This window comes from Lysinibacillus sp. NPDC096418 (genome assembly GCF_044762775.1).
Classification (GTDB): Bacteria; Bacillota; Bacilli; order Bacillales_A; family Planococcaceae; genus Lysinibacillus.
In genome coordinates, this window is sequence record NZ_JBIWEY010000039.1 from 1 (window position 1) to 25,962 (window position 25,962).

Consider the following 25,962-nt stretch of genomic DNA (forward strand, 5'->3'; position numbering starts at 1 on the left):
ATAGAACGATCTGATACAGATGCTACAAATCGATTCGCTTCTATTTGTCGTATCTGATGTTCGTTAAAAATGATTTTACTCATGCTAATTTCTCCCGTTCTTAATTTCGTATATTTTAGTATAACGAGATTTTTTTGTGAAATGAACAAAAAACCCCGAATAGGGTCACTATTTAAAGTGTCCACTATTCGGGGTTCAGTTCATAATTTTGAGACAGGGCTTTCTTAAAACAACGAATTATTTTTTGTGCCCATGCTTTGAACATAAATCCTAATTTATATTGGGAATTAAAATTAAGTGGAATAGATCGAACTGATCTAGGATTAAATCTCCTTATATCTCAAAGAATTAATAATTTTGATACGGCCGAAAATAATACAACTTTTGTTGTTTGTGGTGGAAAACACTGGATAAACGAAATTGCTAATGCTTTAAAATAAAAAGTCACTTTAAAATGGCATCTGGAGTCAACATGTGTTTCGTTTGATACAGGTTTCCTGTTAGGTGTATCAATAATTGGAGTTGATATTGGCTTAACTTGATTTTTTTTAGCAGTGCTAACCCCACTGTTTAATGTTGTGAAAAAACCTTGGATAACCTCCATCATGTGAAACTCTTGCATGTTGTCTGCTCTTAATGTTGCATTTAACCCAGTAGGAGCGGTTAAGTTATGAAGCTATGTGGACGCTGTAACTCAAACTGAAATCTGAAAAATCCCAAGCTGCCGGTATGGGCCCAGTATGTAAGCGGAAATCGAAAGAAGAAGCGGCTGATGCGGAATTTAGGAAGATACAAATTACCATTTTCGATGTTGAGCTTACTGACGGGAGTGTGCTGAATGCAGGGACTATGCATAAATGCACCGGATAAGTCGAATCTTGTTGTAGGTGAAACATATTTCCTTTATCCGCATGGACCGGCATACCACGCTAGTCGCTTCTCGCGCCCAGGTTCACACTTCGGCACGTATCAAAAAAAATATTTTGAGATCGTCGCAGGAGTTGCCGTCGAAGCAGTGGAAGAATGGCCGCCGGAACCGGTACAACCAGCTGAGCCTCCTCGACTAGACAAAGGGAAAATATATGAAGCGGAACTGATATGGCGTCGTAATTCTTATGGCGCACAATTAGGAAATTATTTTATAACTGCTATCAATAATTGCTATTCATGTAAATCAGATTGCTACTTTTATGCTGCTGCAGCATTGCAACAACCACAGGGTCGTTACCCGCTTCATTGGTTTATCAACATCCGAGAGTACGGTATAGATGTAGCGGTAGAGCTCCCACAAGATCAGTGGCAGCAATTAAAATATATATGAGATTAGTTGAAAGATTTTGTGTACTAGGAGAATAATGCCTCTGACGGGATTCGAACCCGCACTCCTTTCGTAAGCATAGGCTAGGGGGAACACGCTTCCCTACGGACTTTCACCGGCTAGGAATTTCACCCGCCTCAGCTCATTTGCTTTTCGGTGCTTCTGAAACCCTTGCCTTGCGACCCGGCAGCTACAATGTTTTCCGGCGCTCTTCCCTTCTAAAGCTACAGAGGCTAAATATTATAATTTTATTATACAGATTTTATAAGATATTGAAATATTGAAAGAAATTGCGAAACAAAGGGAGAAAAAACGAACACCTTTAGATGTTCGTTAAAGAGTTATTATTTTTCAATTGCTGTATTCCCCATTGCAATAGAAATTCTATTCCAACTGTTGATTTGATTGATGATTAGAACAAGGTCAACATACTGTTTTTCGTTATAGTATTCACGTACTCGGTTATATAGGTCATCGGGAACTCTTTTATTAGGAATTAAAGTTATATGTTCAGATAATACTAGAGCAAGTTTCTCTTCAAGTGTATAAAAAGTACATTCATTCCAAGCATTTAAACAATAAATACGCTGTTCGGTTTCACCCATTTTACGAGCATCGGAAGTATGCATGTCTATGCAGAACGCACAGCCATTAATTTGAGAGACTCTAATTTTGATAAGTTCCCTAGTTGCTCGATTAATTGTAGACTTTTTAGTGTATTTCTCCATATCCATCATAATTTTCATAGCGTCAGGTGCAACATTATAGTAGTCAACTCTTTGACTCATAAGGCAAAACTCCTTTTGTTTTTAAGAATAAGATAATTATAGCAACATACGAACGTTTGTACTAGTTTTTAACTCTATAACATCTGAGTTATATGAAATTCATGATAAATATTGTGCAGGAAGGGTGAAAGAATTGCCAATCATAAAAAACAATGACAATACATTAACCGTTAGATTCGGTTTGGGTGACATTAACATTGGCTCTGGATTGACTAATAACGAGACAGAAGGGATTGTAACATTCCGTGAACAAGAGCCACATCCAATAGGGCATTTTGTGAAGAACGAGGAAAAACAAGTTGATTTAGTGGATTATCCAGTGCATTTAGTCTTTCAAAACGTAGCCAGTTTAGATGTTTTAATCGAGCGATTGCAAACTTCTAGAAAATATATGACAGGCGAATTAGATGTCTGGGAAGATTAATCGAAAGATATTGTTCAGAAGGAGGAGTTGCTGATTTGGAAAAAATATACATGTATAAAATCGTTTGATATAGAAATTTATGATGAACATGGTGCATCAACCGAATCTTACAAAACAATCAAAGTAGGTTCTGAATGGTATGTAGATGAAGATATTCAATACAATATGATCGCTGGAGCAGAGGCATTTCATCTAGTGGAATTAACAGGCGATCCAAACACTTTAAGCTGGATTGAAGTTTATGAGGACACAATTCAAGAGTATTTTGAAAAATTAGAGCCTTCTGCTATGGACTACTGGCATATGTTAGACCAAAAAGAACCGTTAGAAATACAAGAAGAACAAGGTGAAACCGAATGGTTAAAAGATGATATGTCTAATCTTTAATCGATAAATAGTGTTCAGAAAAATTATAGATCTTTTCGGGGTTTTATAAAGAATGAACTGAATACAACAGAAAGCCCAATAAAAATGAATATTATTGCAATAGATTTATTTGGAATAAATGAATTGTATTCGAGGGGACCAGATAATCTGCCTGTTCCGCTTACAAGCAAGAAGATACCTAAAATAAATATTATATATCCAATTTTAGAATGTGTACCGTCTGTTTTCATTGCATAACAACTCCTAATATATAGGTTAATAACTTATATAAGGATAACATAATTAGGGAATGTTTGAAAATATAGATTGATTCAATTACTGCACAATATGAGTATTAATCGAAAGATTTTGTGCAGAAAGGATGGTAATTTTGAAAGCCATTACGATAAAACAACCCTGGGCAACACTTATTGCATTAGGTGAAAAAAGATTTGAAACACGTAGCTGGCAGACAAAGTATAGCGGGCCTTTAGCAATTCATGCCGGGAAATCAGTGGATAAGGAGGCGTGTGAGGATTCATGGATTAAAGGTGTATTGAAAGAGCATGGAATTACTTCATACAAAGACCTTCCAACAGGCGTTGTACTTGCAACAACAGAATTATTAGATTGCTACAGAGTAGAGGCTACGCTAGGCTATGTATCCATACTAAGCAAAGGAAAAACAGTTGATGGTTTAGAAGTGGCATTCGGTGACTACACAGAAGGTCGTTATGCATGGGAATTAGGTAACTTGAAAGTATTAACCGAGCCAATAGCAGCTAAAGGACAACTAAGTTTATGGGAATGGAAAAATGAATAGTTGAAAAATATTGTGCAGTTGGGGAGGTAAATGAATGGATTTATTGCAACGTGCAAATGATTGGGTTCAGAAAGGTTATCAAATTAAGTATTTAATCCTTAATCAATTCGAGAATGGTTACGGTAAAGAAGTAATCGCAGGAGATATGCCTCATTTCACCTATTCTTTCGTTATTGATAAAGATGATGAAGAACTTTGGGATTATTCAGTTGATAGCTTAGAAGAAGGCTATTCGATGGCTATTGAATGGTTAGAAAATAATATTAACTGAACACGGTAATTCTTATTTGAAAGATATTGTGCAGCTAGGAGGGAAGTGAAAATGAAAACTATCGCTTGGTTTAGTGGTGGTGTAAGTAGCTTTATATCAATCTTTTTGTTGAAAGATCAAATAGACGAAATCTATTTCATTGATGTGAAAGAACAACACCCAGACACTTATAGATTTTTGAAAGATTGTGAGAAAGCAATTGGACGTAAATTCACAATAATAAAAAATGAAAAAACTCATAGTGCTGTGGAAGTTATACGAAAACGTAGATATATCAATGGACCATCTGGTGCTCCATGTACGAGTGAATTAAAGCGCAAAGTAAGACAACGGTGGGAGCAGACACAAGATGATTTATTGCGCTATGTATGGGGCTATGACAGTGAGGAAAAACATCGAGCAGAACGGCTATTACAAACAACACCAGAACATGAACATGTATTTCCTTTGATTGATGCCATGCTGACGAAAGATGAAGTACATGGGTTACTTGAACGATTGGGAATTAAACGACCTTTAATGTTGAGTTGGGCTTTCGTAATAATAACTGTGTCGGTTGTGTTAAAGGCGGTATGGGCTATTGGAATATGATTCGTAAACATTTCCCAGCAAGTTTTAACGAAATGGCTGCACTAGAAAGAGAAATAGGCGCTACGTGTATTAAAGGGATTTACTTAGACGAGTTAGACCCAGAACGAGGCAGAATTGAAGATGAAGTGATGGGAGAGTGCGGCATATTGTGCGAAATTGCTTATGCCAATGTAGTTTAGTAATCGATAAATATTGTCCAGGAGAAGGGGGATGGCAATGGCGAGAAATACTGTAAAAAAAGTGTATCAATAGCTGTTTAAACAATCTAAATCGGCCTATTAAATGCAAAACGAATGCACATAACTATAGGCATCCGTTTTTGTACCATTCAATTCTATTTTGACTTTATTTTTGCATTTTAACTACTGGAATATAGATGTCGCAAATTTTCCCTTCATCAGGCATACTACGGTCGTCGTATAGTTCAAAGTCATTACAATCTGGTGCGTACTCGTAACCAGACTTAGGAAACCATTCATTAAAAATGTAATTCCATGTGCCCTGAATTGCAGCAACAAAGTTCGGTGCATCGCTAGGTGGTGATGAAAATACTGCATAAGTTGCGGGTGGTACTTCGCAAACATGATATTCGCCAGGGATTTCTGTACCGTCTATCCGTTCAACGCCGATAACATACTCAAATTCTCCGGTCGTCGGGTCTTCCTGAAAGCATACACCGTATTCATCGTGCTTTTTGATAAAGTTTTCTGCGTGAAGTTTTTCCATCATTCCACCGCTCATATAGTCGTTCCAAAAAGCTGGGATTGTTTTGGAGTTTTCTCCAGCAGTTGAAGTCGTTTTGATGGCAAAGCCAGCAAGTTTTATAGAGGGTAGTGTAACAAATCTGGGTTCCATAATAATTCCTCCAATCAAGTATTTGTAAGTGCCGGGAAGACTTGGTGGGAACGGACGATCACAATGCGCATGTAAGCGGTAGGTTCCTGGTGAACAGCCGAAATAACGTCGAAAAGCTTTACTAAAACCAGAGTGAGTTTCAAACCCATATTCCATTGAGATATCGAGAATTCGCTTGCCAGAAGAAAGTTCATGTGCGGCAAAGGCAAGGCGGCGGTTCCGTACATAGGCCATCACCGAATATCCGGTACCCCATTGGAATACTCGGCAGAAATGCCAAGTTGAATACCCCGCGTGTGCAGCTAAAATATCTGGGTTTATATTGTCTGTAATATGTTCGTCAATAAATTCCAGAATATGTTGCAAAGTTTCCATTGTGTCCATTAAAATCCCTCCAACTGCATGGCAATTCTTGCAGTAAAACCAGTATATCAAAGTGTTAGAAAGATACTGTTCCAAAATTGCGATGTTTGGAAGTTAATTGAAGATGCTAAGAGAAGTTATTTGAGCTTTAATTTCTGAACAATATGAGCAAATCGCACGAAGTAAAGGAGTGAGAAAATGGGAGCGTTTATCGCGCAGCACCAAACGGATTATATTGTCGATTTTCAACTATTGTCGATACAGTAACACATTATAATATGACTCGTGAAGAATATTTAAACAATGTAACAGGTACAACGAAAAATCGAGCTGATGCAGAAGACACATTAGTGAATTACCTGCAGCCATTTAGTGAGGTAGTTGAGCGTTTTATTCCAAACAATATGTCACAAGAGGAATTTAATGAATTAGTGAAAATCATGAGTGGTTAGTGAACAATTTGAGTAAATTAAGGAGGAAGCCTTGAGTAAGTTTAGTAGTCGAGAGACTTACTCAAGGAATACCTAAAACAAAAGTAAACGCAATTACAGCTTAATATATTTTGATGGATATGTAAATAGAATGTTCAGATAACTTAAAAGTGTTTCAGTTTTTTGTTCCATCTTTTCTACTTCTAAATAGTAATAGTATGAATAATAAACTTGCTACCCAAAAGGAATAGAAGGTGTTTTCGAGTAAAGTCCAATTACCATTATTGAAATAATCCAAAGCCGTTGTAACTAAAAATAGTGTTACAAAAAAAGTAATATATAAGTATTTTCCGAATGTAGTCAATTAAAACACCTCAATATGCAGTGTGTACAAATTAAGGTTATTTATACATAAAAAAAGCCGCAGCGTGATCAGACGCTACAGCTGTCAAAAGTGCCTATTTGAACTTTTGCGGCTTTGCAACCTTAATTGAAGCTACTTCACCACAATTTTTACAAAAACTAAAAATGAATGGGGATCCTACAGCAAATACAGACCCTATAGGTCTAACATTACCTTGACTAGTTTCACCACCAACTTGACCGGTTGTAAAGGAATCACCACCACAAGCTTTACAAACTAGTTTAACGTTTTCCATGAAATCACCTCAATATGTGATTTGTGTAAATTGTAACATAAAAAAGCTGCAGCGTGTGGAGACGCTACAGCCTAGATTGATTTATGCCCTTTGATGGTGCATTGACAACATCATTATATCATAGGGGGCAAAACTATGAATAGACAAGGGCAAGTATTAACATTTACGCAAGATAAGTTAGATTCAATGATTACCGACTACCATTGGATGGTTAACGCCATCAAAGAAATGCGAGCAGAAATGGTCGTTGGGGCAAAAACGGCTCAGTATGGAATCGAGGCTACACTACCAAAAGCAGTAGGTGGTGTAGGCGATCCGATTATGCAGGAGGCTATTAGACGTTCGAAAAATATTAAACGTGTTGCAGATTATGAGAAGAAACTGTTAGAGGTTCAGAAGCTACTAGATAAGGTTACTGGTGCTAGAGAAGTACAAGTGTTGAACTGGATGTTAGACGGTAAATCCCAGCGCTGGATAGGTCAGCACATGGCTTTATCGGCAACTAGTATTAAACGTATTAAAGATAACATTGTAAAGCAGATTGTGGCAATAAATAAGCTTTCTATTAGGTATCTGTTAAACCTTCACGCAAATTAATAATCATTTCTAATCTGGTTTATATTGATCGTCCTCAAATACCTGTTTTATATTTAAAAATAATTTTTTCTTTTTCAAAAATAGAAGTATTCTGTTCATATTTTTTTGGATTAGATAACTTTTCAAGCTCTTGTATCAACATATCCTCTAAATCTATGGACTCTTTCATGTTTTCTTGGGTTTGTTTAACCTCCCTAACAAGTAATCTAACTAATTTTTGTCCATTCGATTTCACAAGATATGTACGTATATAACCATCTTCATATCTGGTTTCGAATTTAGGTTTGATTTTTTCCTCGTTTTCGTCTTTGTCTTTGTCTTTATGTATATTTTTAATTCCAAATAAATCTAAGAGACTTTCATTTTTTATATTTTTATTTACCTCTGTTTTCAAATAATTTAATGTATTACTGGTTTGAATTTTCATCAATAACTCTCCTTAATTACAAAATATTTCAAATCAAACACTTTAGTTAAATTTGAAATAGGTTTAATTTAGTATTTTTTATACTTTATTATAACCTTTAAAGTTAATAAATGGATATTTTATTATGAAAACTCGTTTAGTACTTTTAACATCAGTTTGCAGATCCACAAGCATTTAGTAGCATTAATGATTACACATATTGGACATGTTACAAATGTGACAGATGTTACAAACGTTATATACGTTACACATTAGGTATTTAAAAATTCATCTTGTAAACTAAAGGGGAGGTCGGACAGGTAAATGTTTCTTCCCTTGGTATTTATGAAAATACTAATTATTAGGGAAAGACAGACCGACGACCGACCAGCGCCGAGCAAGTTCGTTCGGAGCATGACATACATGGCCGGCCTATATTTTAAAAAGATTAGGTATCTTAATTAATATAAAAGGCTAAAAACAGGAAAATTGGAGTGATTTGATTTGACTAAATTTACACCCTTGCAAGAAGGTCATGCCTTCGCAGAAGCGTTTCTACTACCTACTGAGCAGTCATCTTTAAAACATCCTTATATGAAGGATAAAGGTCGATATCCTCGAGTGCGAAAATTTATCCAAAACTATTTATTAAATGGTTCAAGTGAAACATTCAATTCTTCTCCAATTCAACAAGGTGTTGGACAATTAATGATGTTCTGTGCTCAGTTCGCCCAACAAAAGGCTCAAGCTGGAGAACGTGATGCAGTTTACAAGGAAATTGTTAATACTATTATTCCAAAACTTATCGATAAAGCTTTTAATTTTCCAACGAATCCAATTGATCAACTAGCAGGCTTAATTTATCTTGGTGCAGCAATGCTTAAGAAGTTAGATGAATCTCAGAGCGATGTATCATTTTCTAATCTTGATGCATTGTTAGAGCAATACCGAGATCATTTTGCTAATGAAGTATTAAGCTCCAAAGAATACCATATTTTAATGCATTATCGAACTCCGTCTGCTTGGACATACGATGATTCAGAAAAATCGTACCGTTTTGCTACTGGTCCTTATTCCGGTCAAATTGGATACTGGATAGTTACAGCAGATTTATCAACTGATCCTCAGAAAAAATACTTAGACAACCCAACGGTTCTTGATGATTCGGGAAAAGTTACGTTTGCGGGTATTCAATCAGGTACAAGTGGTAAAGATTATATAAATCATCACGCATATTTTAATACTAAAAACGAACGATTTATTCTTAATTCTTCACTGAACGCTGTTGCTTGTTGGATGGCAGCGCATGTATATGATGTAAAGGTTAATGAGACTGAAGCTTCATTAGATCCTGCACATAACCTGAAAAATGCAATCCGAGATGTTCTTAGCTATACTCAATGGGGTTCTAATACTTCCGTGGCTAATGCTTCTAAAGGATGTTTCCAGCAAGAGCCCTATAATGATTCATTATCTGCGAAAAGAGTTCTTCCGGTTCATGGGTTTTCGGATGTAAACCTGACAAATAATATGCTACGTGCTCGATTTGATTCTCCAGCATATAATGCATTTGCAATAACATTCTTGCAAATTTATGCAAGTTTAATTGAAAATCCAACAGCATCATCATGGCACAGCCTTGTTCCGAATATAGATTCGGATTCTGGAGTAATGGTTACTCAGTTAATTAATACCTACAAGGATATTTTTGATAACTATTCAACTATTAATAATACCTTAGTTAGTAATTCGTTTAGCCAAGCTAAATATTGGGGAATGTACATTCCGGAGAATGCCATGTTAGGTTCAGCCGAGTTAATTAAAAATCCGTGGCAAATGCCTAATAAAGGTGAGGGAATTAATCAAGCTATGGTTGGATTGTTTAATGTTTACCCTGGAATTACAGGGCAAGGTTTAGCAAGTATGGATAATAAAGTATCAAAAGCAATTAAACATCAACTTGATGTTGGTCAAGCATTACATGGTCAAAGTAAGTTTCCATCGCACGGTCGTTCTGGCTTATGGGATTTAGCCCGCTTAGATATATTAGCCGATGCTTCAAATACAAGTGGAACGGTTGATTCTGCTACAGATCTTACTACTACCGATAAAGAATCTCCTAACTGTGCTGGAGCTCGTCGAGCATTCTACGCTTTAGCTATGGCGTTAGCAGTTGATGGTTCTAGGGGATTTGCATTAGATTAATAGGAACTTAGGTTGTTCTTTCAAACTTCAACGACCTGAAGAGTGAGCTATCGGCAGTTTTACCACAATAGAATAATAGACGAAAAAAGCCTTACACCTAGCACGGTAAGGCTTTTTCTTGTGCTTTGAAAACTGCATCAAATCAATGCAGAGCCCAGTACGCCATGACCTATTAAGCGAGCGACAGCTTTTTAGCCAAAGTGGCGACGACCGTATTGTACTTGGTGTGGTTTTGAGAGCAAAAAGTTAACTCCTTAAGATGATGTGGTAATATAATGTAGTTTGCTAATATTATCGAAAGTAGGGGTTATATGGAAAGCGAAAGAATTCAAATAAAAAAGGAATTTAAATTAAAAGACGCTATTACAGTGTTCACTTCATTTTCGCTTATTTGCTTAGCTGTAATTTTTATTCTTACTGTTTATGAAGTAGTAACATTTCAAGATTTTTTATCATTCGATCAACCATTGAATATGATAATGAATGTAATTATCACATCACTTGCTTTACTTTTATTTGGTGTAGTTTTAACGAAATTTACTCCCTCAAATTACATAGACGATACGAATAAGACTTATCAAAACTACTCATTTTTTAATATTTTTGTTTTTATGTTTTTAGGTGCTTTATTTGAGGAACTATTATTTAGAGGGATTATTCAAAACTTGATTTTTATTTTTATTGAAAATCAATGGTTGTCTATTATCGTAACTACTTTATTATTTTTAGCGTTTCACATTCAATACTTTAAGAAGCCTTTAATGTTGTTCAATATTAGTATTCCAAGTTTGATTTTTGGCTGGGTGTATTTTGAAACAAATAATATTCTTGTGCCTATTGTTGTTCATTTTGTTATGAATTTTGGAATAACACTATTTTTTAAATACAATATTATAAGTGTCAAATGAATGGAAAGTTAGGTTGTATTTAGATCAAGATTATCAATATGTTTAACACCCTTTTTGGGTGTTTTTATTTTGCCCTGAAAAGTGAGCATCGGTGGTCTACCCCTTACCACGAACGAACGGTGCTTGCTTTCGAGAGTGAAATAATACCTAAAATTTATAATGATGAATAGTGAGTTTTGTGCTATTTTGTTAATGGGGTGATTTTATGGCAAAAGATATTACAATAGAATTGACAAATCTCGCGAATAGAACATCGCATAGTGAGAATCTTAGACTTAACAACAGTAAAGCCATGAGCAGTACAAAAATCACTAAAGATTGTGTTGATCGATTGATTGAAGATATTGATAAAACATTGAAGGCGTCCAAGTGACGTCTTTTTTATATCAAAAACTTATTGAGGTTTTGTATAGTCTCCTTGCTCTATGATGGAGTGGGAGGTGAGGATTATGGAGTTTAAAGTGAGGATAGTTTTTAATGTAGGTCCAGCACATGATATATATGTTTCTGGTGCTAGTGAAAATGATGTTATTGAAAAAATAGGAAACATGATGAAAAATGGAGAGGTTTTTTGTTCAAACGAAGGACGTAAGAAGTGGTGCTTTAACATGGCACAAGTAATACAATTCAGTGTTTTATAAAATTAAAAGTTTTGAAGCATCCACTTAATGTGGGTGTTTTATTTTGCCCTGAAAAGTAAACATCGTGCAGTTTCCCCCTCTACTTCAGAACGACCGGTGCTTACTTTTGAGAGTGAAAGGTAATGATTAAGTTATATTTTAATGGTAAAATTAAACTGTTATCCAAAGGGGGTGTAATGATTGGAGTTTTTTATTGTAATTATATTTTTGGTCATGATGGTGGGGATTTTGACTACTTTGAAAAAGACAAGAAGTAATAACTATAGTTCTTCAAACCGAAGCCGTTCTAACTATTCGGGTAATAATACAACTGATTTTATTTCAACAGGTTCAGTATTTTCGCTACAAGACACAGACAGAAATGATTGTTCGGACACCACTTCGAGTGACAGTGATTCTGGAGGTTCTTCGTGTGATTGAGCTATTAAGTCGTTTCCGAATCGGAGATGACTTTTTTTATTTTTACAAAGCTATTAGCATAATGGGGGTAATTACAAAACAAACAAATGATGGAGGTGGTGGTTATGAGATATGGCTAGACCGAGGAATCCGAAACGTGATGAAGCGTTTCAAATGTGGCTTAAAAGCAAAGGGCAAATGTTATTGAAGGACATTTCCGAGCAACTGGAGTTATCCGATTCGCAGATACGTAAGTGGAAGAACCAAGATAAATGGGATGACCATTTGAAAGGTAACGTTACTAAATCCAATGGTAACGTTACTAAACGAAGTCGAGGGGCTCAGACTGGCAACAGCAACGCTAAGGGGCATGGAGCACCTAAGCAAAATCAGAATGTAGTAACTCATGGTTTCTTTGCTAAGTTTCTACCCGAAGAAACACTTGAAATCATGGAAGCGATGAACGAACGTTCCCCAGCTGATTTAATCTGGGATCAAATACAGATTCAGTATGCTGCTATTATTCGAGCTCAACGAATTATGCATGTTACCGATAAAGGTGAAATGATTAAGGAGCTCAAAAAAGCGAAATACGAATACTCCCCACGTTCTTAAGAAGAGGGTGGTGGCATGGAGCAAGCTACAATCGAAGAAGAATACAACTTCCAATTCGCATGGGAACGTCAGGCGCAACTACTCACTGCTCAATCAAGAGCAATTGGGGAGTTGCGTTCTTCTATTCGTCAGTTTGTTGAGATGGCGGATGCTGATGACGAGCGTCGTTTGAAATTGGAGAAAATGCAACTCGACATGGAGAAAACCAAAACAGACATCGAGCTATCTAAAATTGCTATTCGTAAAGAAAATAGCGACGATGAAGACGAGTTTGAGGATGATGGCTTCTTAGAGGCGTTGAAAGGAACGGAAGTGAATTGGAATGAGTAAGCGAAAGAAACCTGCTCTATTCAACTTCAAACCTTTTAGTCAAAAACAACTCAAAGTACTTAAATGGTGGCAAGATGATTCACCGCATAAGGACAAGGATGGTCTTATTTGCGACGGTTCTGTTCGTGCTGGTAAAACAGTTGTTATGTCACTGTCATTCGTTATATGGGGAATGGAAACGTTCGAGGATGAAAACTTGGGGATGGCCGGTAAAACAATCGGCTCATTCAGACGTAACGCGTATTTTAAATCCTGATTTGAAGTATTTGAAGGACAACAAACTGAATGGTAGCGTGTTTACGCAAACGGTCAGACGCAAGAAAAAAAGAAGAACTATTTCGAAAGGGCAGTAGGTTATGGCGTTTACTGTTGAGGAAGTAAAGAAGAGACTGCAAATTTGGCTCAATGCGGAGGAGGCTATTGCCAAAGGGCAGAGCTATTCAATTGATAATCAGCGTTTAGAACGAGCCAATCTTGCCCAAGTGCGTGAGCAGATTAAGTTTTGGCAAAGGGAGTTAGTCAAGGTAGAGGCGTCTGCAAGCGGTAGAGGGCGACGAAGAGTGACAAGAATTGTTCCGAGGGATTTATAGAATGGTGGTGAGCTAAGTTGAATGCAATTGATAAGGTAATTGCTATTGTTTCGCCAGAGCGTGCGCTAAAGCGTATTGGTGCACGTAAACGACTAGATATTTTGGATACTGGTTACTCATATAGCGGTGCTAGTAAACGTAAAAAATCCATGATTGGATGGAGCTTTAAAGGTGGCAGCACAAAAGAAAACATAGACGACAACCTCCCTACATTGCGAGAGCGTTCACGCGATCTCTACATGAATACGCCACTAGCAACAGGTTCCATAAAAACAATGAGGACCAATATTGTAGGTGAAGGATTGAAGCTAAATGCACAAATAGATTATGAATTTTTAGGGATGTCTGACGAGGAAGCGGACGAGTGGGAAACAAAAGCGGAACGTGAATTTGCATTATGGGCAGATTCACTAATGTGTGATGCGATGCAGATGCATAACTTTTATGAATTGCAGCAGCTTGCTTTTCTATCCTTTTTAATGAGCGGTGAGGTATTTACATTATTACCTTATCGTAGGCACAAACAGCATCTGTATGGTTTACGTGTTCAATTGATTGAAGCGGATCGTATCTCTTCTCCAACTGGTGCCAAAGACGACATTATTAATGGAGTGGAACTTGGGCGCTTTGGAGAGGTAGCAGCGTATCATATTGCAAAGCATCATCCACTTGGAAAATCTTCAGGTACAAAAGAATGGGCTAGGATAGAAAAGTTTGGTGCCAAGACGGGGCGGAAAAATGTTTTGCATCTAATGGAGTCCGAGCGACCTGAGCAACGTCGAGGTGTTCCAATTCTAGCGCCCGTTATAGAAAGTCTAAAGCAACTTGATCGTTATACAGAAGCGGAGTTAACAGCTGCACTTGTATCATCACTGTTCACAGTATTTATAGAATCGGCAGGTGAGAGTAACGAGAGACCGTTTGGCGAGGTCATTGCTGATGAAGATAGAGTAGATGATGAGGATGATTCAAGTTACGAACTTGCCCCGGGTGCTATTGTGGCTTTGGCAGAAGGAGAAAAAGCAAATACAACGAATCCAGGAAGAAACAATGCTGCATTTGATCCGTTTGTCGTTTCAATTTGCAGACAAATCGTTGCGGCTCTTGAATTACTGTATGAATTGTTATTGAAGCACTTTACTTCCTCATATTCTGCTTCTGCTTCAAGGGGGCACTGTTGGAGGCATGGAAGATGTTTAAGATGCGTCGTACATGGTTAGCAACCCGATTCTGTCAGCCAATATATGAAGAATTTCTAACAGAAGCAATTTTACTCGGTCGCATTGATGCACCGGGTTTTTTAGATGATCCGTTAATTCGCAAAGCTTATGCAACTGCTGAATGGAATGGACCAGCGCAAGGATTACTAAATCCTCTAAATGAGGTCAATGTGGCGATTAAGCGAGTTGATAACGGATTTAGTACACGTGCGAAAGAAACTGTTGAAATGAATGGCGGAGACTACTGGCGTAATCATCCCCAACGTGTGCGTGAGGAGCAAGCACTAGGTACAACTAATCGTAAAAGATGAAACGAAGGAGGCTACTATTGTAGCAAATACAAACTGGAATCCAGGATCACCTGCAATGCAAACGGCAGCGGAGGCATTTTTATCTCAAGCAGTACATGAGAATCTAATTCAAGAGACACATTTGAATGACTTGAAAAATCGTAGGATGACAACAGACCGTTTACTAGGTTTGTATATTACTATTCAACAACGACGAGCTACTAAATAAACAAAAGGGCCAGATTTCTCTCAAAAGGGGAAATCTGGCCCTTTTTTGTTTTGTGTAACGAGTGTTAAACAAGCATTTTCCGTTACACAAAAAAGTCACCAAAATCACGAAAAAGTCACATTTCTCCCGAAAAGGGGTAAAAACAAGCGAAAGTCGTGTCTTTGTACATTCGTGAAAAACCTTGCTATAATAGGCTCTGCGAATACATACGAAAAGGGGTAAATAGATGAACGCTTACGATGAATACATGAGACAGGTAGTTAAACCGATGCGTGAGGAGTTAGTGGAGGCTGGGTTTAGTGAGCTAACAACTGTGGATGCGGTGAATGAATTTATGGCGGAGGCTAAGGGAACGTCACTAGTTGTCATCAACTCCGTGTGTGGCTGTGCGGCAGGTCTTGCGCGTCCAGCAGCGCGTGAAGCGGTAGCAACTGTGAAACCTGATCATTTAGTAACAGTTTTTGCAGGACAAGATCCGGAAGCAACTGTTGCAATGCGCGGTTTCTTTAGCGAGGTGCCACCAAGCTCTCCATCAATGGCAATTTTAAAAGATGGCGAGTTAGCGTATTTCATTCCTCGTGAGCAAATTGAGGGCTTCCCAGTGGAGCAAATTACAGCGCATTTAACGGGCGTTTTAGAGCAAACATGCGCGAAGTAACTACGATTGTCACTACAGCGGGCAGACCAGACGACTTGTCGATGGCGCTCGCTGCTTTTGCGTGTAAACAATTGGATGCACTATTCGAGCCTAGAAAAAAGCGTTCGGTACGAAAAATATCGGAGAGCTTGCATGCAAATGTTATTGTTGCTGGGAAAAATCGTTTTGAATATTATGCATTTGGAGCGAATGAGCCGTTTTTCTTCCATCCGAATTCTGCTGCATTTCGGTTAAAGCGTGTGGCAAGAGGGGAAGCGGAGCCGTTTTTAGAGGCAACGCAACTGCAAAAGGGTGATTCCATATTAGATTGTACACTTGGACTTGCGGCGGATGCGATGCTTGCTGCATTTACGGTTGGTGGGCAGGGGAGAGTCGTTGGGATTGAAGCGAACCCAAATGTGGCGTTTATTGTGACACAGGGAATGCAAACCTATGATACGACGGAGCTACCATTAACAGCTTGTATGCGGCAAATTGAAGTTGTACAGGCTGAAGCAGTTTCGTATTTGAAATCGTTGTCAGACAATGCATTTGATGTCGTGTATATGGATCCGATGTTCGAGGAAGTCATTGAAGAGGCGACTAATTTTGAGGCGTTACGATTAGCTGGTGCGCATGTAGCGTTAACTGATGAGTGGGTGCAAGAAGCTAAACGTGTGGCGAAAGAGCGTGTTGTCTTGAAGGCACATTTCCGTTCTGAATGGTTCGACATGTACGGCTTTACACGGCTTACACGCGTAACTTCGAAGTTCCATTATGGCGTTTATGAAAAAGTATAAACGTATTAATATGAAGAAGCTGTCCAACAAGAAATTTTTTAATCTCTGGGCAGTTTTTTCATTTTTCTTCTTAATTGAAGAGATTGGATGAAGAAATGAAATAACATTATATTGAAACAAATGTAAATTCGACAAAGGATAAGAAATTTCACGATAATCTATGAAAAAACTATTGTTTTTAAACGCTATGCTTGGTACTATAAAATGCATTATAGATAAAATATTATTATATTCAAATAATTTACTATAGTCAAAACATCATGAAGGAGCATCAATTATGCAAAATAAAATACCTTTTTCTACGTATGCAGTCATTGGCACGATGCTATTTGGTCTGTTTTTTGGCGCTGGGAATTTAATCTTCCCGATTCAGCTTGGACAATTGGCAGGGACAAACTTCTGGTTTGCATTGCTTGGCTTTTTAATAACAGCGATTGGTTTGCCGTTCCTTGGAATTTTAGCGATTGGCTTATCTGGTAGTAATGGTTTACGCGATTTAGCGAGCCGCGTTCACCCAGTATATGGCGTTGTCTTCTCGTTAGCACTTTATTTGACAATTGGTCCGTTTTTTGCGATTCCACGTACAGCTACAGTGCCTTTTACTGTAGGCTTTGAACCATATATCCAACCAGAAAATCTAACGATATTTTTGGCTCTATTTAGCTTTGTTTTCTTTGCAATTGTTTATTATTTCTCATTAAACCCAGCGAAAATTATGGATTATATCGGCAAATATTTAACGCCTGCCTTTTTAATATTTTTATTTGTATTAATTGCCATAAGTATTTTTTCTCCTATGGGAGATTTCCAACAGCCTATGGGGGCATATGTGGACTCTTCATTCATGACTGGATTTAAAGAGGGGTATAATACAATGGATGCCCTCGCGTCATTAGCATTTGGGATTGTTGTTATTAATGCAATTAAAAGATCTGGCATTACAGATCGCAAGGAAATCGCAAAAGCAACTTGGAAATCGGGTATTTTTGCGATGGCGTTGATGATGCTTATTTACACTTTAATTACGTACATGGGTGCTTCAAGTATTGAAGCAATTGGCACGTATGATAATGGCGGATTAATTTTTGCGGCGGTTGCCAAACATTACTTCGGATCATTCGGAGGAATTCTACTAGCGATTATTATCGTCCTTGCTTGTTTAAAAACGAGTATAGGTTTAATCACATCTTGTAGTGAGTTTTTCCATGAAGTTTTCCCGAAAGTAAGTTATAAATGGTTTGTCTTTATTCTTTGCCTTGTTTCTTTTACAATCGCAAACTTTGGATTAACGAATATTATTAAATTTGCGATTCCAGTATTAATGTTCCTATATCCACTAGCGATTGTATTAATTTTACTAGCACTATGTTCGCCACTATTCAAAAACAAGCAAAGCGTATTTGCGACAGCTATGTTCTTTACTTTCTTTATTAGTATTATCGACGGTTACAAAGCGTTAGTAGACAGTGTGCCTGCAGCAGAGTTCGCTCTATTTGAGGCCATTGAGAAGTTTTACTCGAATATACTACCTTTATATGACATCGGCTTAGGTTGGGTGCTACCTGCTATCATTGGTACATTAATCGGCTATGCAATACCAACACGAAAAACAATAAAGTAATCTTTTAGGTTCATCACCAAGAGGTGGGGATGACATTTGGTAAAAACGCATCACAATGAAAGAATGCTCATGGATTGAAGCGATTCATCGGACTCCCCGCCTATCCGGAAAAAATTGCCCCAAAGTCATGGTGATAACTCTCTTTTTAACAGTTAATAAATCAATTATTTTACTTTCAACTAGAACTATGTTATATTGTTTTGGTGCTATTTTAGGTAGCTAATTTCTGTAATCTGGCATTCTGCTTTTTGTTTTTTAGGATACTTATTCACACTGGCGCATGCTTTGGGGCTGCAAGGACGCAAAAGAAGGTTGGGTTTGCGTTGCTTAAGTTAGAAGGCACACAGTGGAATTTTACCGCGGTAATGAAACAAATGTGTTTCAAGATATTATTCCCCAGATGATTGGGTTGAGACTTTATAAATTACAAAAATGTTACCTATTAAATACTAAAGGGGTGGCTTCGCGAAAGCGGGGTCACCCCTTGTCTAATTTTATAGCAAAAAACTCACATACCCTACTACAAATTTATTGGATATAATTACCGTTTACACTTTAGGTAAAATAAGTAATAATTAGTGATGTCAGTTATAAACCCAATAAATTCAATCTGACTCAAGAATTGTTTTTTCTGTCAATTCAATGCTTTGGCTTGGGACTTTAAACTTAATGACGTTCTAAGCATTTCTTACATTTGGCATATGGAATCGGGCTAGACGGACACTAAAATTTGTATATAGGGGTGTGGAAATTACGATGAAAAACGTAAATACTATTTCAACAAGTGTATCAGATCAATTAATCAATGTAGCTACAAAAAATGGTGAAAATTTAGATGTGTTTGCACACTATTATATCCAAGAAAGGTGGCTATACCGATTATCAATCTCTGCCTACCAAGAGAGATTTTTACTAAAAGGAGACCATTTATTATTTGCATTGACAAATGGATCAATAAAACGGTCTACAAAAATTGCTTTATCAGCAAAACAAATGACAGATGATATAAACAAGTTACAACATGTATTTGAAGAAATTTGTGCGATAGAAGTACCAGTAGATGGTGTTAGCTTTAACTTGGACGAATTAAAGATCACGGCAAAAAAAGAAGAGGTTCATATAGTTATTCCCGTTATATTTGATCAAAGGAAAACATACATAGAAATACAAGTTAGCTATAGGGATAATCATATTCTAGCACCTAAAACGGTAACAATGCCGACTCTACTTGACATGGAATCACCCAAGATATTAGGGAGCTCAACAGAGACTATACTTGCAGAAAGATTCGACGCGATGATACGTCTAGAAGACATAGAAAATAGAATGAAAGATTTTTACGAAGTATATTTGCTGTTAGAGACTCAGAATATTGAAGGAAGAGTATTGCAGGAGGCTGTGTTGGAAGTTTTTGATCTACGTAGAACACGTATAGAAAAGGATCAACTAGTGCTTTCGAAAGAATTTTATTTAAATCCGCAAAGAAATAAACAATGGAATACTTTTATAAGCGATAAGTCTTTAACTTTTGAAAAAACTATTAAGCGCTTACAGAAAGCATTTTTACCAATTTACGAAGTGATTTTGACAGAGGATGAATTCTTTGGAAATTGGGATTGCCAACTTAGGGATTGGAAATAATAGAAAAGGAAAAGCCCGCGAATCATTGTGAAATCGCGGGCTTTTTGAATAATAGAATTAGTCCGTGAAGCATAAAGATGATAAATAACCTAACATTAATAAAAATCCAATACCAAATGCTGTTGACATGCTTTGTTCCTCCTTTTTAAAAAAACACCACATTTATACAATAATATTGTACAATGAATTATAGAAATTTGAAACCTTTTAATTGGTTTGCACGTATATATTGATAGAAGTATTACTAATTTGTACATAAAGAGAAGGTGATCATTCATGAAGAAATGGATTCAAAAAAGTATAGTCATTACGGTTGCGTTTTTAACATTAGGATTAATTACCCCAACACATGAAATATGGGACGCATTCGACCAAAATCAATCGAATCGTTCTGCCATTGATCCTTTTAGTGCAAACACAGCAAGCGCCGCAGAACCAGAAGTAATAGAGGAAACTGAAATACAGCAAGAAGCAATTGACTATAGTTCCTTACTAGTCGATGCCGCTAAAGAACAATCTTACATAAAGTTCGGTACGAAAATAGGCCCGAGAATTAGCAATGAGTTCGACACAATCATCTTTCCGAAAATGGAAGAGGCTATTGCCATGACTGTGGCTAGCTTAGACAATGAGTCGCTTGCTTCATTAACAATCACAGAAAAGCCAAGTGGCAACTACGGCGAAAAGATCTTCAACATTACGAGTAGTGAAACTGGCAATGATTTAATTCGCTTCCATGTACGCACAGAAAAACGCCCACAGGAAGGCTATTATTACAATTTCCACTACCACAGTGCCGAGGACGACTTCTTGACGCACTACAACCTTGGTGATATCTACTGGGAAAAAAACACACCACCTAAGTGGATGTCATGATATATAAGGGTTTAGGGGCTGTCTCTTAGAGATTAGCCCCACTTTTAGCCCCAATTTCAATAGCGCGGTCAAAAGTGTCGATAATTTTATCTTCCATTTCCCTCAATACATGCCCGTATGTTGTATGAATCATTTCAGGCGTGTTCCCCAAACGTTCGGCAATCGCCCTTACTGGTACACCATCGTTCATTAATATAGTTGCATGAGAGTGTCTAAGAGAATGGAGTGTGCACTCTTTTAATCCGGCACGTTGAATAATCCTTTTAAATCCTTTGTGTAACGTTGTTAATGGCATTGGTATCATACTTTCCAAAGAGTGAAATACATAATCATCATCTTCTAGTTTTTTCCCGTATGATAGTAATTTTTCTTTGATTACTTTTTGATAACGATTTAACTGATCAATTACATTCGTACCAACTTTGATTTTACGTTCACTATTTTTTGTTTTAGTTGACCCCGTACCATATCTTGTTCGATTCCGCATAATACTAATTGTTTGCGTTTCAAAGTCAATATCCTTCCATTGGAGGCCTAACGCTTCACCTTTACGCATTCCTGTATAAGATAGTAACAGTAAAATTGAATAGTAAGTTTCATCTTCATGCTCTTTTGTGTATACGAGCATTGTTCGTAGTTGATCAGATGTAAGAACCGATAACTCAGCTTCTTTGTTTCGAGTAGAAGGTAAGCTTACCCCTCTAAATTTATTCCGAAGAAGTATCTCTTCTTCAACTGCTGCGTTAATAGCGATTAAAAAGATTGAGTGTATTAGTCGAATTGAGCTAGGTTCATATTTCTTTTCTAAGGCATTAATTAAACTTTTTTGGTATGTTAATCTGTCTAGTTTTTGTAACTTAAAATGGCCAATGAACGGTTTTATATTAAGCCTTAAAATGATTTCACGTTGTGTTATTGTTCCAGGTTTCCATTTCCGTTTATTGGATTCAAACCAAATATCTAGCCATTGTGTTACAGTTAGGTTATCATTTTCTATATGTTTTGTTTCACCTCGCAGCGTTGCGCCCTTAACTTCCAGGAGGGCTTTCAATGCTGCTTTTTCTGTTTTAAAACCACTTTTTTTCTTCTCTTTTCGCTTCCCAGTAGCGTCATAATACTTATGTCGAAACATCCATAGTTTTTCACCGTTTGCATTGAAATAGTGATATATTTCAGGTTCTTTTGCCGATTTATATAACTTCACCTTTACCATTCCTTTCATGCTTGGCGGCGTGTGTACAGGAATAGGTGAGTGTTATCTAGTCTTGATACTCAAATTCATCTGCTATTTCATTAATTTTTGCAAGAATTTTTTGTTTATCTGTTGGTGACAATATTCGTCCTCTATAGTTGAGCTGAATTTCTGAAAAGTTTAACAAGTATTCAATGTCAGGACTATCTTCCCATAGATTCGGTAGTGCTTTTAATTGTAATAATAGATCAATTTTATTAGCAAAAATAAATGAATTATAGATTTCCTTAGCGGAATCTATTCCAATCATCGAACCGTTTGTTAATCTCATTTTTGACTCATAAAAATCTTCAAAAGTCATTAAATTAACACATTTTACATCACTAGCTCGAAGTGGACGTAGTTGTATCAATGCATTATTTTTATGATTATCTTCAAACAATGTATCACCTTTACCTGATAATAAATATAGATAAGCAAAAGTAACATCTAAAGCTTTAGCAAGTGCCATTAATTGAACATCTGAAAGTTGAATATGTTCATCATTTTCTATCTGTTCAAGTATAGATTGCGGAATATTTGTTTCTTTAGATATATCAGATAATGTAATATTCAATTGATTACCATTAACATCATAAAAATCTTCTCTAGCCTCTCGTATAGCCTCTCCTAGTGTAGGAATCGTAGGTGGTTTTTTAAAATTATCTTCAATCATTGCCCCAAACTCTTGGAAATATCCAGCTGATATTAAAAGTTCACCTAAAGGTATATCTAATTCATTTCCTAATATTCCTAAAATCTCTGCTGGTGGCTTATTTTTTCCTAATTCCCACATTCTAACTGTACTTTCGACTTTACCTAGTTTTTGGGCTAGTTGTTTTTGTGTTAATTTTTTAGCTTTTCTAGCATCTCTAATTATTTCGCCAATTTTATTCGTGTTCAAAATCTCACCTCTGAGTAAACAGTATTAATCCAATTAAAACACCATTTTTAGAAATATACAACAAAAACAGCATTATAGATGCTTGACAGCATCTTAAATGCTGTGTTAATTTATAAGCATGTTAAATGTTGGGAGGTGCATAATTTATGGGAGTACAACTAAAGCCACTAAAGGAATTTAGACAAGGGGTAAAACTAACGCAACAAGAGATGGCAAAAAATATTGGTGTATCTATATCTATGTATGAAAAAGTAGAACGCGGTACTATCAAGGCTTCTAGAAATTTTATAGAGTCTGTTAAAAGTAAGTACCCTCACATAGATATTGATTATATTTTTTTTAATTATTAACAGCATTTTCAGTGCTGTTCGAAAGGAAGGACGGTATGTTAGAAACAAAAATTGAGTTACAACTAGATAAGCGATCTATCCAGCAACATATAGAAAAGCAGTTAGATGAAGCTATTCAATCGCAGCTATGGCTAGTTTCGGTGGAGCGGCTTGTGCAGTTAACTGACATGTCTAAACGTTGGTTAGAGGATGAAATACTTTGCGATCCGCGCATGAGGGCCATTGAACGGAAAAAGAATCGTAAACGTTGGTATTTGGCGCAACAGGCTTTTGAAGTAATTAACGAAATCACCGCAGAATGGTGAACGAATAAAACGCTTGGCGGCGTGTGTAAGGGAGTATGTATGTGAGTTTGGGAGGTGAATGTAACGACAGCTTCTGTGGAACGAAAGGAGGTTTAGTTATATGGCATTCGGTGCCTTTTTAATAAGTAGGGAGATATTCGGAAACGATGTATGGACGGATATCCCTAAGTTTAGATTATTTTTCTGCATTTTAGGTAATGCGGTATTTGCTGAAGATGGTGTTAAGAAAGGCAATATACACATCCAGCGTGGTCAATACCTAAGGTCATTAAGAAACTTGAGGGAAGATTTAGTCTACTACGAAAATAACAGTGAGAAAATGTATAGCCTTTCAACGCTTAACAGGAAGATAAGCGAGTTGGTAGAGGAAGAAAGAATTACGATTGAAAATACTAAGCTTGGAACTCTTTTTACAGTTGTTAACTACGCTAAATATCAAGGGTTTGACCATTATAAGGGTGGTAACTTGGAACAGAGTGAGAATACTGTTAGAACACCTTTGGAACACCAAAAGAACAGTAACGAAACACCAAAAGAACAGCAAGAGAACGCAGATGGAACAGTGACAGAACGGAATGAGAACAGCATTGGAACAGTAAAAGAACAGCGTTGGAACAATAATAATAAAGATAATAAAGCTATTAAGGTTAATCAAGTTAAGAAAGGGATTAATAATAATCAAGTTATTAATATTAATAATGAAAATAATTCTAATAATGCAATTAAAGAAAAGACCGACAACTCTTTTAAAGACTCTTTACCCACCTCTAGTATTACTAATAGCGTAGATAGAGAAAAAGAAGAAAAGAAAAAAGAAAAAACAGTCGTCGGTCTGTCGGTCCATTCTCTTAATGATTCTTTTGAAAATGAAAAACCGTTCGTAAACGAGGTGCTTTCTGTTCCTCAACAAATAATGGAAGTGGAAAAAGAGGTACAACGCACATTCACAAACGATAGAGATCAACTAGAGTCGATTTATAAAAATATTTCACCATGGTTAGAAGTTTATAAATTTGATTACAGACTTATAAACAGGATTTTAAAAAGTATACGTGTTCAAGAAGTAAAGCCTGAAAAACCAGTGAGTCATGTTACAGACGAATTATTTAAATGGCATAACGATGGTATAGACACACTGGAACAACTAGAAGCACACGAAAGATTACAGCGAAGAGAGCCAGTAGAAAGTGCATAGCATTTACACACGAAAGGAAGTTGCACGTGGATAAAGTGAAACTAAGCCAAAAACAGGCATCAATGCTAGAAGTAGCAAAGAGTTGGTATAGTACTGGAAAAATAATGGAGCTATACATTACCCCACAGATAAGACCAATAGGTATGAGGTTTTTAAGAGAATTAGATATTGATACTCTTGTTGCTGCTTTGATTCATGGATACGAAATTCAACTATCGGCAGAAGAAAAAGCGGTTAAGTACTACGAGGACTTAACAAAAAAATTGGAAGATGAATCTTTACCTCTTCAGGAAAAAGAATGGGCAATGATGCAAAGAATAGCAGTTAGTGAATTGCTTAATTTACTTGAAATTAAAATAAAAGGTATTAACGGATAATATTCTCAGAGCACAGCAATGCCGTAGACATGTCTTATTATTCAATTCGATAGTTTATATGGTTGGGGTCAAAACCGCTTCTACGGCTCTTAAAACAACTTTAGGAGGGATGAATATTCAAGCCATTTACAAATACACAGAAACAGAACTAAAAGCCTTATTAGCTTCTATGGTGGTGCTAGTGGATACCAGAGAACAAGAAGCTTCTCATATCACCAATTATTTTGAAAAGCAGAAAATAGCGTGGAAAAGTGCCAAACAAGACACAGGAGATTATGCTGCAATGATCCCGAAAAATGATGTGTTAGGAATACAAAGGGATACATATTTTCCTTTCATTGTTGAACGTAAGAACAGCATTGATGAATTGGCAAGCAGCATAAAAGAGGAACGGTTTGAACACGAGCTGATTAGATCGCAAAAGTCACACTTCACTCTTTTAATAGAAGGTAGTTACTACGACTTGGTTCATGGTAACTACAGGAGTCAGTACAACGCCAAAGCATTACTAGCACGAATTAAGACGTTTGAAGCACGTTACGGCTTTTCCACTACATTCATGGATAAGCAACTAAGCGGCAACTGGATATATTGGCATCTTTATTACAACGTGAGAACGGCGTTAAAGGGATAGTGTTTTATTCCCTCTAAAATACAACAACGTTCAAAAACCTTGATACTTGTAGGGTTCAAGTGAACTAAACAA

37 protein-coding genes and 1 pseudogene are annotated in these 25,962 nt (G+C 36.8%); 30 read left to right on the top strand and 8 right to left on the bottom strand.

Going from position 1 to position 25,962, the window contains the following annotated elements:
- Window positions 1-340 precede the first annotated feature (340 nt).
- Window positions 341-622, bottom strand: a complete 282-nt coding sequence (locus ACIQZG_RS20735) for a hypothetical protein (protein WP_402757437.1) — start codon at window positions 620-622, stop codon at window positions 341-343.
- A gap of 216 nt (window positions 623-838) precedes the next feature.
- Here ACIQZG_RS20735 and ACIQZG_RS20740 point away from each other — a divergent pair, with 216 nt between their 5' ends.
- Window positions 839-1,321 carry a hypothetical protein gene (locus ACIQZG_RS20740; RefSeq protein WP_402757439.1) on the top strand — a complete coding sequence of 161 codons (483 nt, stop codon included), beginning with the start codon at window positions 839-841 and terminating at the stop codon, window positions 1,319-1,321.
- Between the two features lie 341 nt (window positions 1,322-1,662).
- On the opposite strand, the gene ACIQZG_RS20745 is transcribed toward ACIQZG_RS20740, so the two are convergent.
- Window positions 1,663-2,106, bottom strand: a complete 444-nt coding sequence (locus ACIQZG_RS20745) for a carboxymuconolactone decarboxylase family protein (RefSeq protein ID WP_402757441.1) — start codon at window positions 2,104-2,106, stop codon at window positions 1,663-1,665.
- Window positions 2,107-2,239: 133 nt separating this feature from the next.
- Here ACIQZG_RS20745 and ACIQZG_RS20750 point away from each other — a divergent pair, with 133 nt between their 5' ends.
- Together ACIQZG_RS20750 and ACIQZG_RS20755 are read left to right on the top strand one after the other, a co-directional pair.
- Entirely contained in the window at window positions 2,240-2,530 is a 291-nt protein-coding gene (locus ACIQZG_RS20750) for a hypothetical protein (RefSeq protein WP_402757443.1), read from the top strand.
- A gap of 27 nt (window positions 2,531-2,557) precedes the next feature.
- Window positions 2,558-2,917 (top strand): hypothetical protein, encoded by a 360-nt coding sequence (locus ACIQZG_RS20755; RefSeq protein ID WP_402757445.1) that lies wholly within the window; start codon window positions 2,558-2,560, stop codon window positions 2,915-2,917.
- 23 nt (window positions 2,918-2,940) lie between these two features.
- Here the strand turns inward: ACIQZG_RS20755 and ACIQZG_RS20760 are convergent, their stop codons facing one another.
- Window positions 2,941-3,147: a hypothetical protein gene (locus ACIQZG_RS20760; RefSeq protein ID WP_402757447.1), complete on the bottom strand. Its 207-nt coding sequence runs from the start codon at window positions 3,145-3,147 to the stop codon at window positions 2,941-2,943.
- Between the two features lie 131 nt (window positions 3,148-3,278).
- Between ACIQZG_RS20760 and ACIQZG_RS20765 the strand changes: the two genes are divergently transcribed.
- From ACIQZG_RS20765 to ACIQZG_RS20780, 4 genes are read left to right on the top strand one after another with little or no spacing between them, the layout of a single operon-like run.
- On the top strand, window positions 3,279-3,719 hold the full coding sequence (locus ACIQZG_RS20765; protein ID WP_402757449.1) for an ASCH domain-containing protein: 441 nt from the start codon (window positions 3,279-3,281) through the stop codon (window positions 3,717-3,719).
- Window positions 3,720-3,753: 34 nt separating this feature from the next.
- Entirely contained in the window at window positions 3,754-3,990 is a 237-nt protein-coding gene (locus ACIQZG_RS20770) for a hypothetical protein (RefSeq protein ID WP_402757451.1), read from the top strand.
- Window positions 3,991-4,041: 51 nt separating this feature from the next.
- The gene (locus ACIQZG_RS20775; RefSeq protein WP_402757452.1) at window positions 4,042-4,581 is read left to right on the top strand and encodes a phosphoadenosine phosphosulfate reductase domain-containing protein; all 540 of its coding nucleotides are present in this window, start codon (window positions 4,042-4,044) and stop codon (window positions 4,579-4,581) included.
- On the top strand, window positions 4,578-4,760 hold the full coding sequence (locus ACIQZG_RS20780; RefSeq protein ID WP_402757454.1) for a hypothetical protein: 183 nt from the start codon (window positions 4,578-4,580) through the stop codon (window positions 4,758-4,760). Before ACIQZG_RS20775 ends, ACIQZG_RS20780 begins: the two co-directional genes overlap by 4 nt.
- Window positions 4,761-4,926: 166 nt before the next feature.
- On the opposite strand, the gene ACIQZG_RS20785 is transcribed toward ACIQZG_RS20780, so the two are convergent.
- Window positions 4,927-5,820, bottom strand: a complete 894-nt coding sequence (locus ACIQZG_RS20785; protein WP_402757456.1) for an AraC family transcriptional regulator — start codon at window positions 5,818-5,820, stop codon at window positions 4,927-4,929.
- A gap of 257 nt (window positions 5,821-6,077) precedes the next feature.
- Between ACIQZG_RS20785 and ACIQZG_RS20790 the strand changes: the two genes are divergently transcribed.
- Window positions 6,078-6,251 (top strand): hypothetical protein, encoded by a 174-nt coding sequence (locus tag ACIQZG_RS20790; RefSeq protein WP_402757458.1) that lies wholly within the window; start codon window positions 6,078-6,080, stop codon window positions 6,249-6,251.
- A 437-nt stretch (window positions 6,252-6,688) separates the two neighbouring features.
- Here the strand turns inward: ACIQZG_RS20790 and ACIQZG_RS20795 are convergent, their stop codons facing one another.
- Window positions 6,689-6,889, bottom strand: a complete 201-nt coding sequence (locus ACIQZG_RS20795; protein ID WP_402757460.1) for a hypothetical protein — start codon at window positions 6,887-6,889, stop codon at window positions 6,689-6,691.
- 135 nt (window positions 6,890-7,024) lie between these two features.
- Between ACIQZG_RS20795 and ACIQZG_RS20800 the strand changes: the two genes are divergently transcribed.
- The gene (locus ACIQZG_RS20800; RefSeq protein WP_402757462.1) at window positions 7,025-7,486 is read left to right on the top strand and encodes a LuxR C-terminal-related transcriptional regulator; all 462 of its coding nucleotides are present in this window, start codon (window positions 7,025-7,027) and stop codon (window positions 7,484-7,486) included.
- A 34-nt stretch (window positions 7,487-7,520) separates the two neighbouring features.
- Here the strand turns inward: ACIQZG_RS20800 and ACIQZG_RS20805 are convergent, their stop codons facing one another.
- Window positions 7,521-7,913 carry a hypothetical protein gene (locus tag ACIQZG_RS20805; RefSeq protein WP_402757464.1) on the bottom strand — a complete coding sequence of 131 codons (393 nt, stop codon included), beginning with the start codon at window positions 7,911-7,913 and terminating at the stop codon, window positions 7,521-7,523.
- Between the two features lie 483 nt (window positions 7,914-8,396).
- Here ACIQZG_RS20805 and ACIQZG_RS20810 point away from each other — a divergent pair, with 483 nt between their 5' ends.
- From ACIQZG_RS20810 to ACIQZG_RS20885, 16 genes and pseudogenes are all read left to right on the top strand, one after another.
- A complete protein-coding gene (locus ACIQZG_RS20810) occupies window positions 8,397-10,097 on the top strand; it encodes a hypothetical protein (protein WP_402757466.1) in 1,701 nt (566 codons plus the stop codon).
- A gap of 311 nt (window positions 10,098-10,408) precedes the next feature.
- Window positions 10,409-11,005 (top strand): CPBP family intramembrane glutamic endopeptidase, encoded by a 597-nt coding sequence (locus ACIQZG_RS20815; protein WP_402757468.1) that lies wholly within the window; start codon window positions 10,409-10,411, stop codon window positions 11,003-11,005.
- Between the two features lie 449 nt (window positions 11,006-11,454).
- Entirely contained in the window at window positions 11,455-11,646 is a 192-nt protein-coding gene (locus ACIQZG_RS20820) for a hypothetical protein (protein WP_402757470.1), read from the top strand.
- A gap of 180 nt (window positions 11,647-11,826) precedes the next feature.
- Window positions 11,827-12,066 (top strand): hypothetical protein, encoded by a 240-nt coding sequence (locus ACIQZG_RS20825; RefSeq protein ID WP_402757472.1) that lies wholly within the window; start codon window positions 11,827-11,829, stop codon window positions 12,064-12,066.
- A gap of 111 nt (window positions 12,067-12,177) precedes the next feature.
- Entirely contained in the window at window positions 12,178-12,660 is a 483-nt protein-coding gene (terS, locus tag ACIQZG_RS20830) for a phage terminase small subunit (RefSeq protein ID WP_402757474.1), read from the top strand.
- A 15-nt stretch (window positions 12,661-12,675) separates the two neighbouring features.
- Entirely contained in the window at window positions 12,676-12,990 is a 315-nt protein-coding gene (locus ACIQZG_RS20835) for a hypothetical protein (RefSeq protein WP_402757476.1), read from the top strand.
- A pseudogene (locus tag ACIQZG_RS20840) lies at window positions 12,983-13,228 on the top strand (PBSX family phage terminase large subunit); the annotation flags it as partial. The gene ACIQZG_RS20835 and the pseudogene ACIQZG_RS20840, both read left to right, overlap by 8 nt.
- Window positions 13,229-13,346: 118 nt before the next feature.
- Entirely contained in the window at window positions 13,347-13,580 is a 234-nt protein-coding gene (locus ACIQZG_RS20845) for a DUF6148 family protein (RefSeq protein WP_402757478.1), read from the top strand.
- A 17-nt stretch (window positions 13,581-13,597) separates the two neighbouring features.
- On the top strand, window positions 13,598-14,800 hold the full coding sequence (locus tag ACIQZG_RS20850) for a phage portal protein (protein ID WP_402757480.1): 1,203 nt from the start codon (window positions 13,598-13,600) through the stop codon (window positions 14,798-14,800).
- Window positions 14,773-15,111 carry a hypothetical protein gene (locus ACIQZG_RS20855; protein WP_402757482.1) on the top strand — a complete coding sequence of 113 codons (339 nt, stop codon included), beginning with the start codon at window positions 14,773-14,775 and terminating at the stop codon, window positions 15,109-15,111. The genes ACIQZG_RS20850 and ACIQZG_RS20855 overlap by 28 nt, the downstream gene beginning before the upstream one ends.
- Before the next feature lie 55 nt (window positions 15,112-15,166).
- On the top strand, window positions 15,167-15,319 hold the full coding sequence (locus ACIQZG_RS20860; protein ID WP_402757483.1) for a hypothetical protein: 153 nt from the start codon (window positions 15,167-15,169) through the stop codon (window positions 15,317-15,319).
- A 226-nt stretch (window positions 15,320-15,545) separates the two neighbouring features.
- Complete coding sequence (locus ACIQZG_RS20865) at window positions 15,546-15,977, top strand: BrxA/BrxB family bacilliredoxin (RefSeq protein WP_402757485.1); 432 nt, start codon at window positions 15,546-15,548, stop codon at window positions 15,975-15,977.
- On the top strand, window positions 15,965-16,756 hold the full coding sequence (locus tag ACIQZG_RS20870) for a class I SAM-dependent methyltransferase (protein WP_402757487.1): 792 nt from the start codon (window positions 15,965-15,967) through the stop codon (window positions 16,754-16,756). Before ACIQZG_RS20865 ends, ACIQZG_RS20870 begins: the two co-directional genes overlap by 13 nt.
- 277 nt (window positions 16,757-17,033) lie before the next feature.
- A complete protein-coding gene (gene brnQ / locus ACIQZG_RS20875; RefSeq protein WP_402757489.1) occupies window positions 17,034-18,377 on the top strand; it encodes a branched-chain amino acid transport system II carrier protein in 1,344 nt (447 codons plus the stop codon).
- A gap of 756 nt (window positions 18,378-19,133) precedes the next feature.
- Window positions 19,134-20,018 (top strand): nucleotidyl transferase AbiEii/AbiGii toxin family protein, encoded by an 885-nt coding sequence (locus ACIQZG_RS20880; RefSeq protein ID WP_402757491.1) that lies wholly within the window; start codon window positions 19,134-19,136, stop codon window positions 20,016-20,018.
- Window positions 20,019-20,294: 276 nt separating this feature from the next.
- Complete coding sequence (locus tag ACIQZG_RS20885; RefSeq protein ID WP_402757493.1) at window positions 20,295-20,894, top strand: YpjP family protein; 600 nt, start codon at window positions 20,295-20,297, stop codon at window positions 20,892-20,894.
- Window positions 20,895-20,919: 25 nt separating this feature from the next.
- Here the strand turns inward: ACIQZG_RS20885 and ACIQZG_RS20890 are convergent, their stop codons facing one another.
- A complete protein-coding gene (locus ACIQZG_RS20890) occupies window positions 20,920-22,098 on the bottom strand; it encodes a site-specific integrase (protein WP_483869795.1) in 1,179 nt (392 codons plus the stop codon).
- A gap of 55 nt (window positions 22,099-22,153) precedes the next feature.
- On the bottom strand, window positions 22,154-23,029 hold the full coding sequence (locus tag ACIQZG_RS20895) for a helix-turn-helix domain-containing protein (RefSeq protein ID WP_402757495.1): 876 nt from the start codon (window positions 23,027-23,029) through the stop codon (window positions 22,154-22,156).
- A gap of 146 nt (window positions 23,030-23,175) precedes the next feature.
- On the opposite strand from ACIQZG_RS20895, the gene ACIQZG_RS20900 reads away from it, so the two are divergent.
- The 5 genes from ACIQZG_RS20900 to ACIQZG_RS20920 all read left to right on the top strand — a co-directional run bounded on the left by ACIQZG_RS20900 (window position 23,176) and on the right by ACIQZG_RS20920 (window position 25,890).
- On the top strand, window positions 23,176-23,379 hold the full coding sequence (locus ACIQZG_RS20900) for a helix-turn-helix domain-containing protein (protein WP_402757497.1): 204 nt from the start codon (window positions 23,176-23,178) through the stop codon (window positions 23,377-23,379).
- 11 nt (window positions 23,380-23,390) lie between these two features.
- A complete protein-coding gene (locus tag ACIQZG_RS20905) occupies window positions 23,391-23,684 on the top strand; it encodes a hypothetical protein (protein ID WP_402757499.1) in 294 nt (97 codons plus the stop codon).
- Window positions 23,685-23,784: 100 nt separating this feature from the next.
- Window positions 23,785-24,879 (top strand): DnaD domain protein, encoded by a 1,095-nt coding sequence (locus ACIQZG_RS20910; protein WP_402757501.1) that lies wholly within the window; start codon window positions 23,785-23,787, stop codon window positions 24,877-24,879.
- 26 nt (window positions 24,880-24,905) lie between these two features.
- Window positions 24,906-25,256: a hypothetical protein gene (locus ACIQZG_RS20915; RefSeq protein ID WP_402757503.1), complete on the top strand. Its 351-nt coding sequence runs from the start codon at window positions 24,906-24,908 to the stop codon at window positions 25,254-25,256.
- 109 nt (window positions 25,257-25,365) lie between these two features.
- Complete coding sequence (locus ACIQZG_RS20920; RefSeq protein ID WP_402757505.1) at window positions 25,366-25,890, top strand: ERCC4 domain-containing protein; 525 nt, start codon at window positions 25,366-25,368, stop codon at window positions 25,888-25,890.
- Window positions 25,891-25,962 lie beyond the last annotated feature (72 nt).

Bases quoted from the DNA above. Each gene is read 5' to 3' on its own strand.
- ACIQZG_RS20775 (WP_402757452.1), top strand. From the start codon at position 4,042: ATGAAAACTATCGCTTGGTTTAGTGGTGGTGTAAGTAGCTTTATATCA.
- ACIQZG_RS20870 (WP_402757487.1), top strand. From the start codon at position 15,965: ATGCGCGAAGTAACTACGATTGTCACTACAGCGGGCAGACCAGACGAC.
- ACIQZG_RS20880 (WP_402757491.1), top strand. From the start codon at position 19,134: ATGAAAAACGTAAATACTATTTCAACAAGTGTATCAGATCAATTAATC.
- ACIQZG_RS20805 (WP_402757464.1), bottom strand. From the start codon at position 7,913: ATGAAAATTCAAACCAGTAATACATTAAATTATTTGAAAACAGAGGTA.
- ACIQZG_RS20760 (WP_402757447.1), bottom strand. From the start codon at position 3,147: ATGAAAACAGACGGTACACATTCTAAAATTGGATATATAATATTTATT.
- ACIQZG_RS20780 (WP_402757454.1), top strand. From the start codon at position 4,578: ATGATTCGTAAACATTTCCCAGCAAGTTTTAACGAAATGGCTGCACTA.
- ACIQZG_RS20770 (WP_402757451.1), top strand. From the start codon at position 3,754: ATGGATTTATTGCAACGTGCAAATGATTGGGTTCAGAAAGGTTATCAA.
- ACIQZG_RS20785 (WP_402757456.1), bottom strand. From the start codon at position 5,820: ATGGACACAATGGAAACTTTGCAACATATTCTGGAATTTATTGACGAA.
- ACIQZG_RS20885 (WP_402757493.1), top strand. From the start codon at position 20,295: ATGAAGAAATGGATTCAAAAAAGTATAGTCATTACGGTTGCGTTTTTA.
- ACIQZG_RS20835 (WP_402757476.1), top strand. From the start codon at position 12,676: ATGGAGCAAGCTACAATCGAAGAAGAATACAACTTCCAATTCGCATGG.
- ACIQZG_RS20800 (WP_402757462.1), top strand. From the start codon at position 7,025: ATGAATAGACAAGGGCAAGTATTAACATTTACGCAAGATAAGTTAGAT.
- ACIQZG_RS20860 (WP_402757483.1), top strand. From the start codon at position 15,167: ATGCAAACGGCAGCGGAGGCATTTTTATCTCAAGCAGTACATGAGAAT.
- ACIQZG_RS20740 (WP_402757439.1), top strand. From the start codon at position 839: ATGCAGGGACTATGCATAAATGCACCGGATAAGTCGAATCTTGTTGTA.
- ACIQZG_RS20855 (WP_402757482.1), top strand. From the start codon at position 14,773: ATGTTTAAGATGCGTCGTACATGGTTAGCAACCCGATTCTGTCAGCCA.
- ACIQZG_RS20865 (WP_402757485.1), top strand. From the start codon at position 15,546: ATGAACGCTTACGATGAATACATGAGACAGGTAGTTAAACCGATGCGT.
- ACIQZG_RS20765 (WP_402757449.1), top strand. From the start codon at position 3,279: ATGGTAATTTTGAAAGCCATTACGATAAAACAACCCTGGGCAACACTT.
- ACIQZG_RS20735 (WP_402757437.1), bottom strand. From the start codon at position 622: ATGCAAGAGTTTCACATGATGGAGGTTATCCAAGGTTTTTTCACAACA.
- ACIQZG_RS20900 (WP_402757497.1), top strand. From the start codon at position 23,176: ATGGGAGTACAACTAAAGCCACTAAAGGAATTTAGACAAGGGGTAAAA.
- ACIQZG_RS20845 (WP_402757478.1), top strand. From the start codon at position 13,347: ATGGCGTTTACTGTTGAGGAAGTAAAGAAGAGACTGCAAATTTGGCTC.
- ACIQZG_RS20920 (WP_402757505.1), top strand. From the start codon at position 25,366: ATGAATATTCAAGCCATTTACAAATACACAGAAACAGAACTAAAAGCC.
- ACIQZG_RS20820 (WP_402757470.1), top strand. From the start codon at position 11,455: ATGGAGTTTAAAGTGAGGATAGTTTTTAATGTAGGTCCAGCACATGAT.
- ACIQZG_RS20795 (WP_402757460.1), bottom strand. From the start codon at position 6,889: ATGGAAAACGTTAAACTAGTTTGTAAAGCTTGTGGTGGTGATTCCTTT.
- terS (WP_402757474.1), top strand. From the start codon at position 12,178: ATGGCTAGACCGAGGAATCCGAAACGTGATGAAGCGTTTCAAATGTGG.
- ACIQZG_RS20745 (WP_402757441.1), bottom strand. From the start codon at position 2,106: ATGAGTCAAAGAGTTGACTACTATAATGTTGCACCTGACGCTATGAAA.
- ACIQZG_RS20910 (WP_402757501.1), top strand. From the start codon at position 23,785: ATGGCATTCGGTGCCTTTTTAATAAGTAGGGAGATATTCGGAAACGAT.
- ACIQZG_RS20815 (WP_402757468.1), top strand. From the start codon at position 10,409: ATGGAAAGCGAAAGAATTCAAATAAAAAAGGAATTTAAATTAAAAGAC.
- ACIQZG_RS20790 (WP_402757458.1), top strand. From the start codon at position 6,078: ATGACTCGTGAAGAATATTTAAACAATGTAACAGGTACAACGAAAAAT.
- brnQ (WP_402757489.1), top strand. From the start codon at position 17,034: ATGCAAAATAAAATACCTTTTTCTACGTATGCAGTCATTGGCACGATG.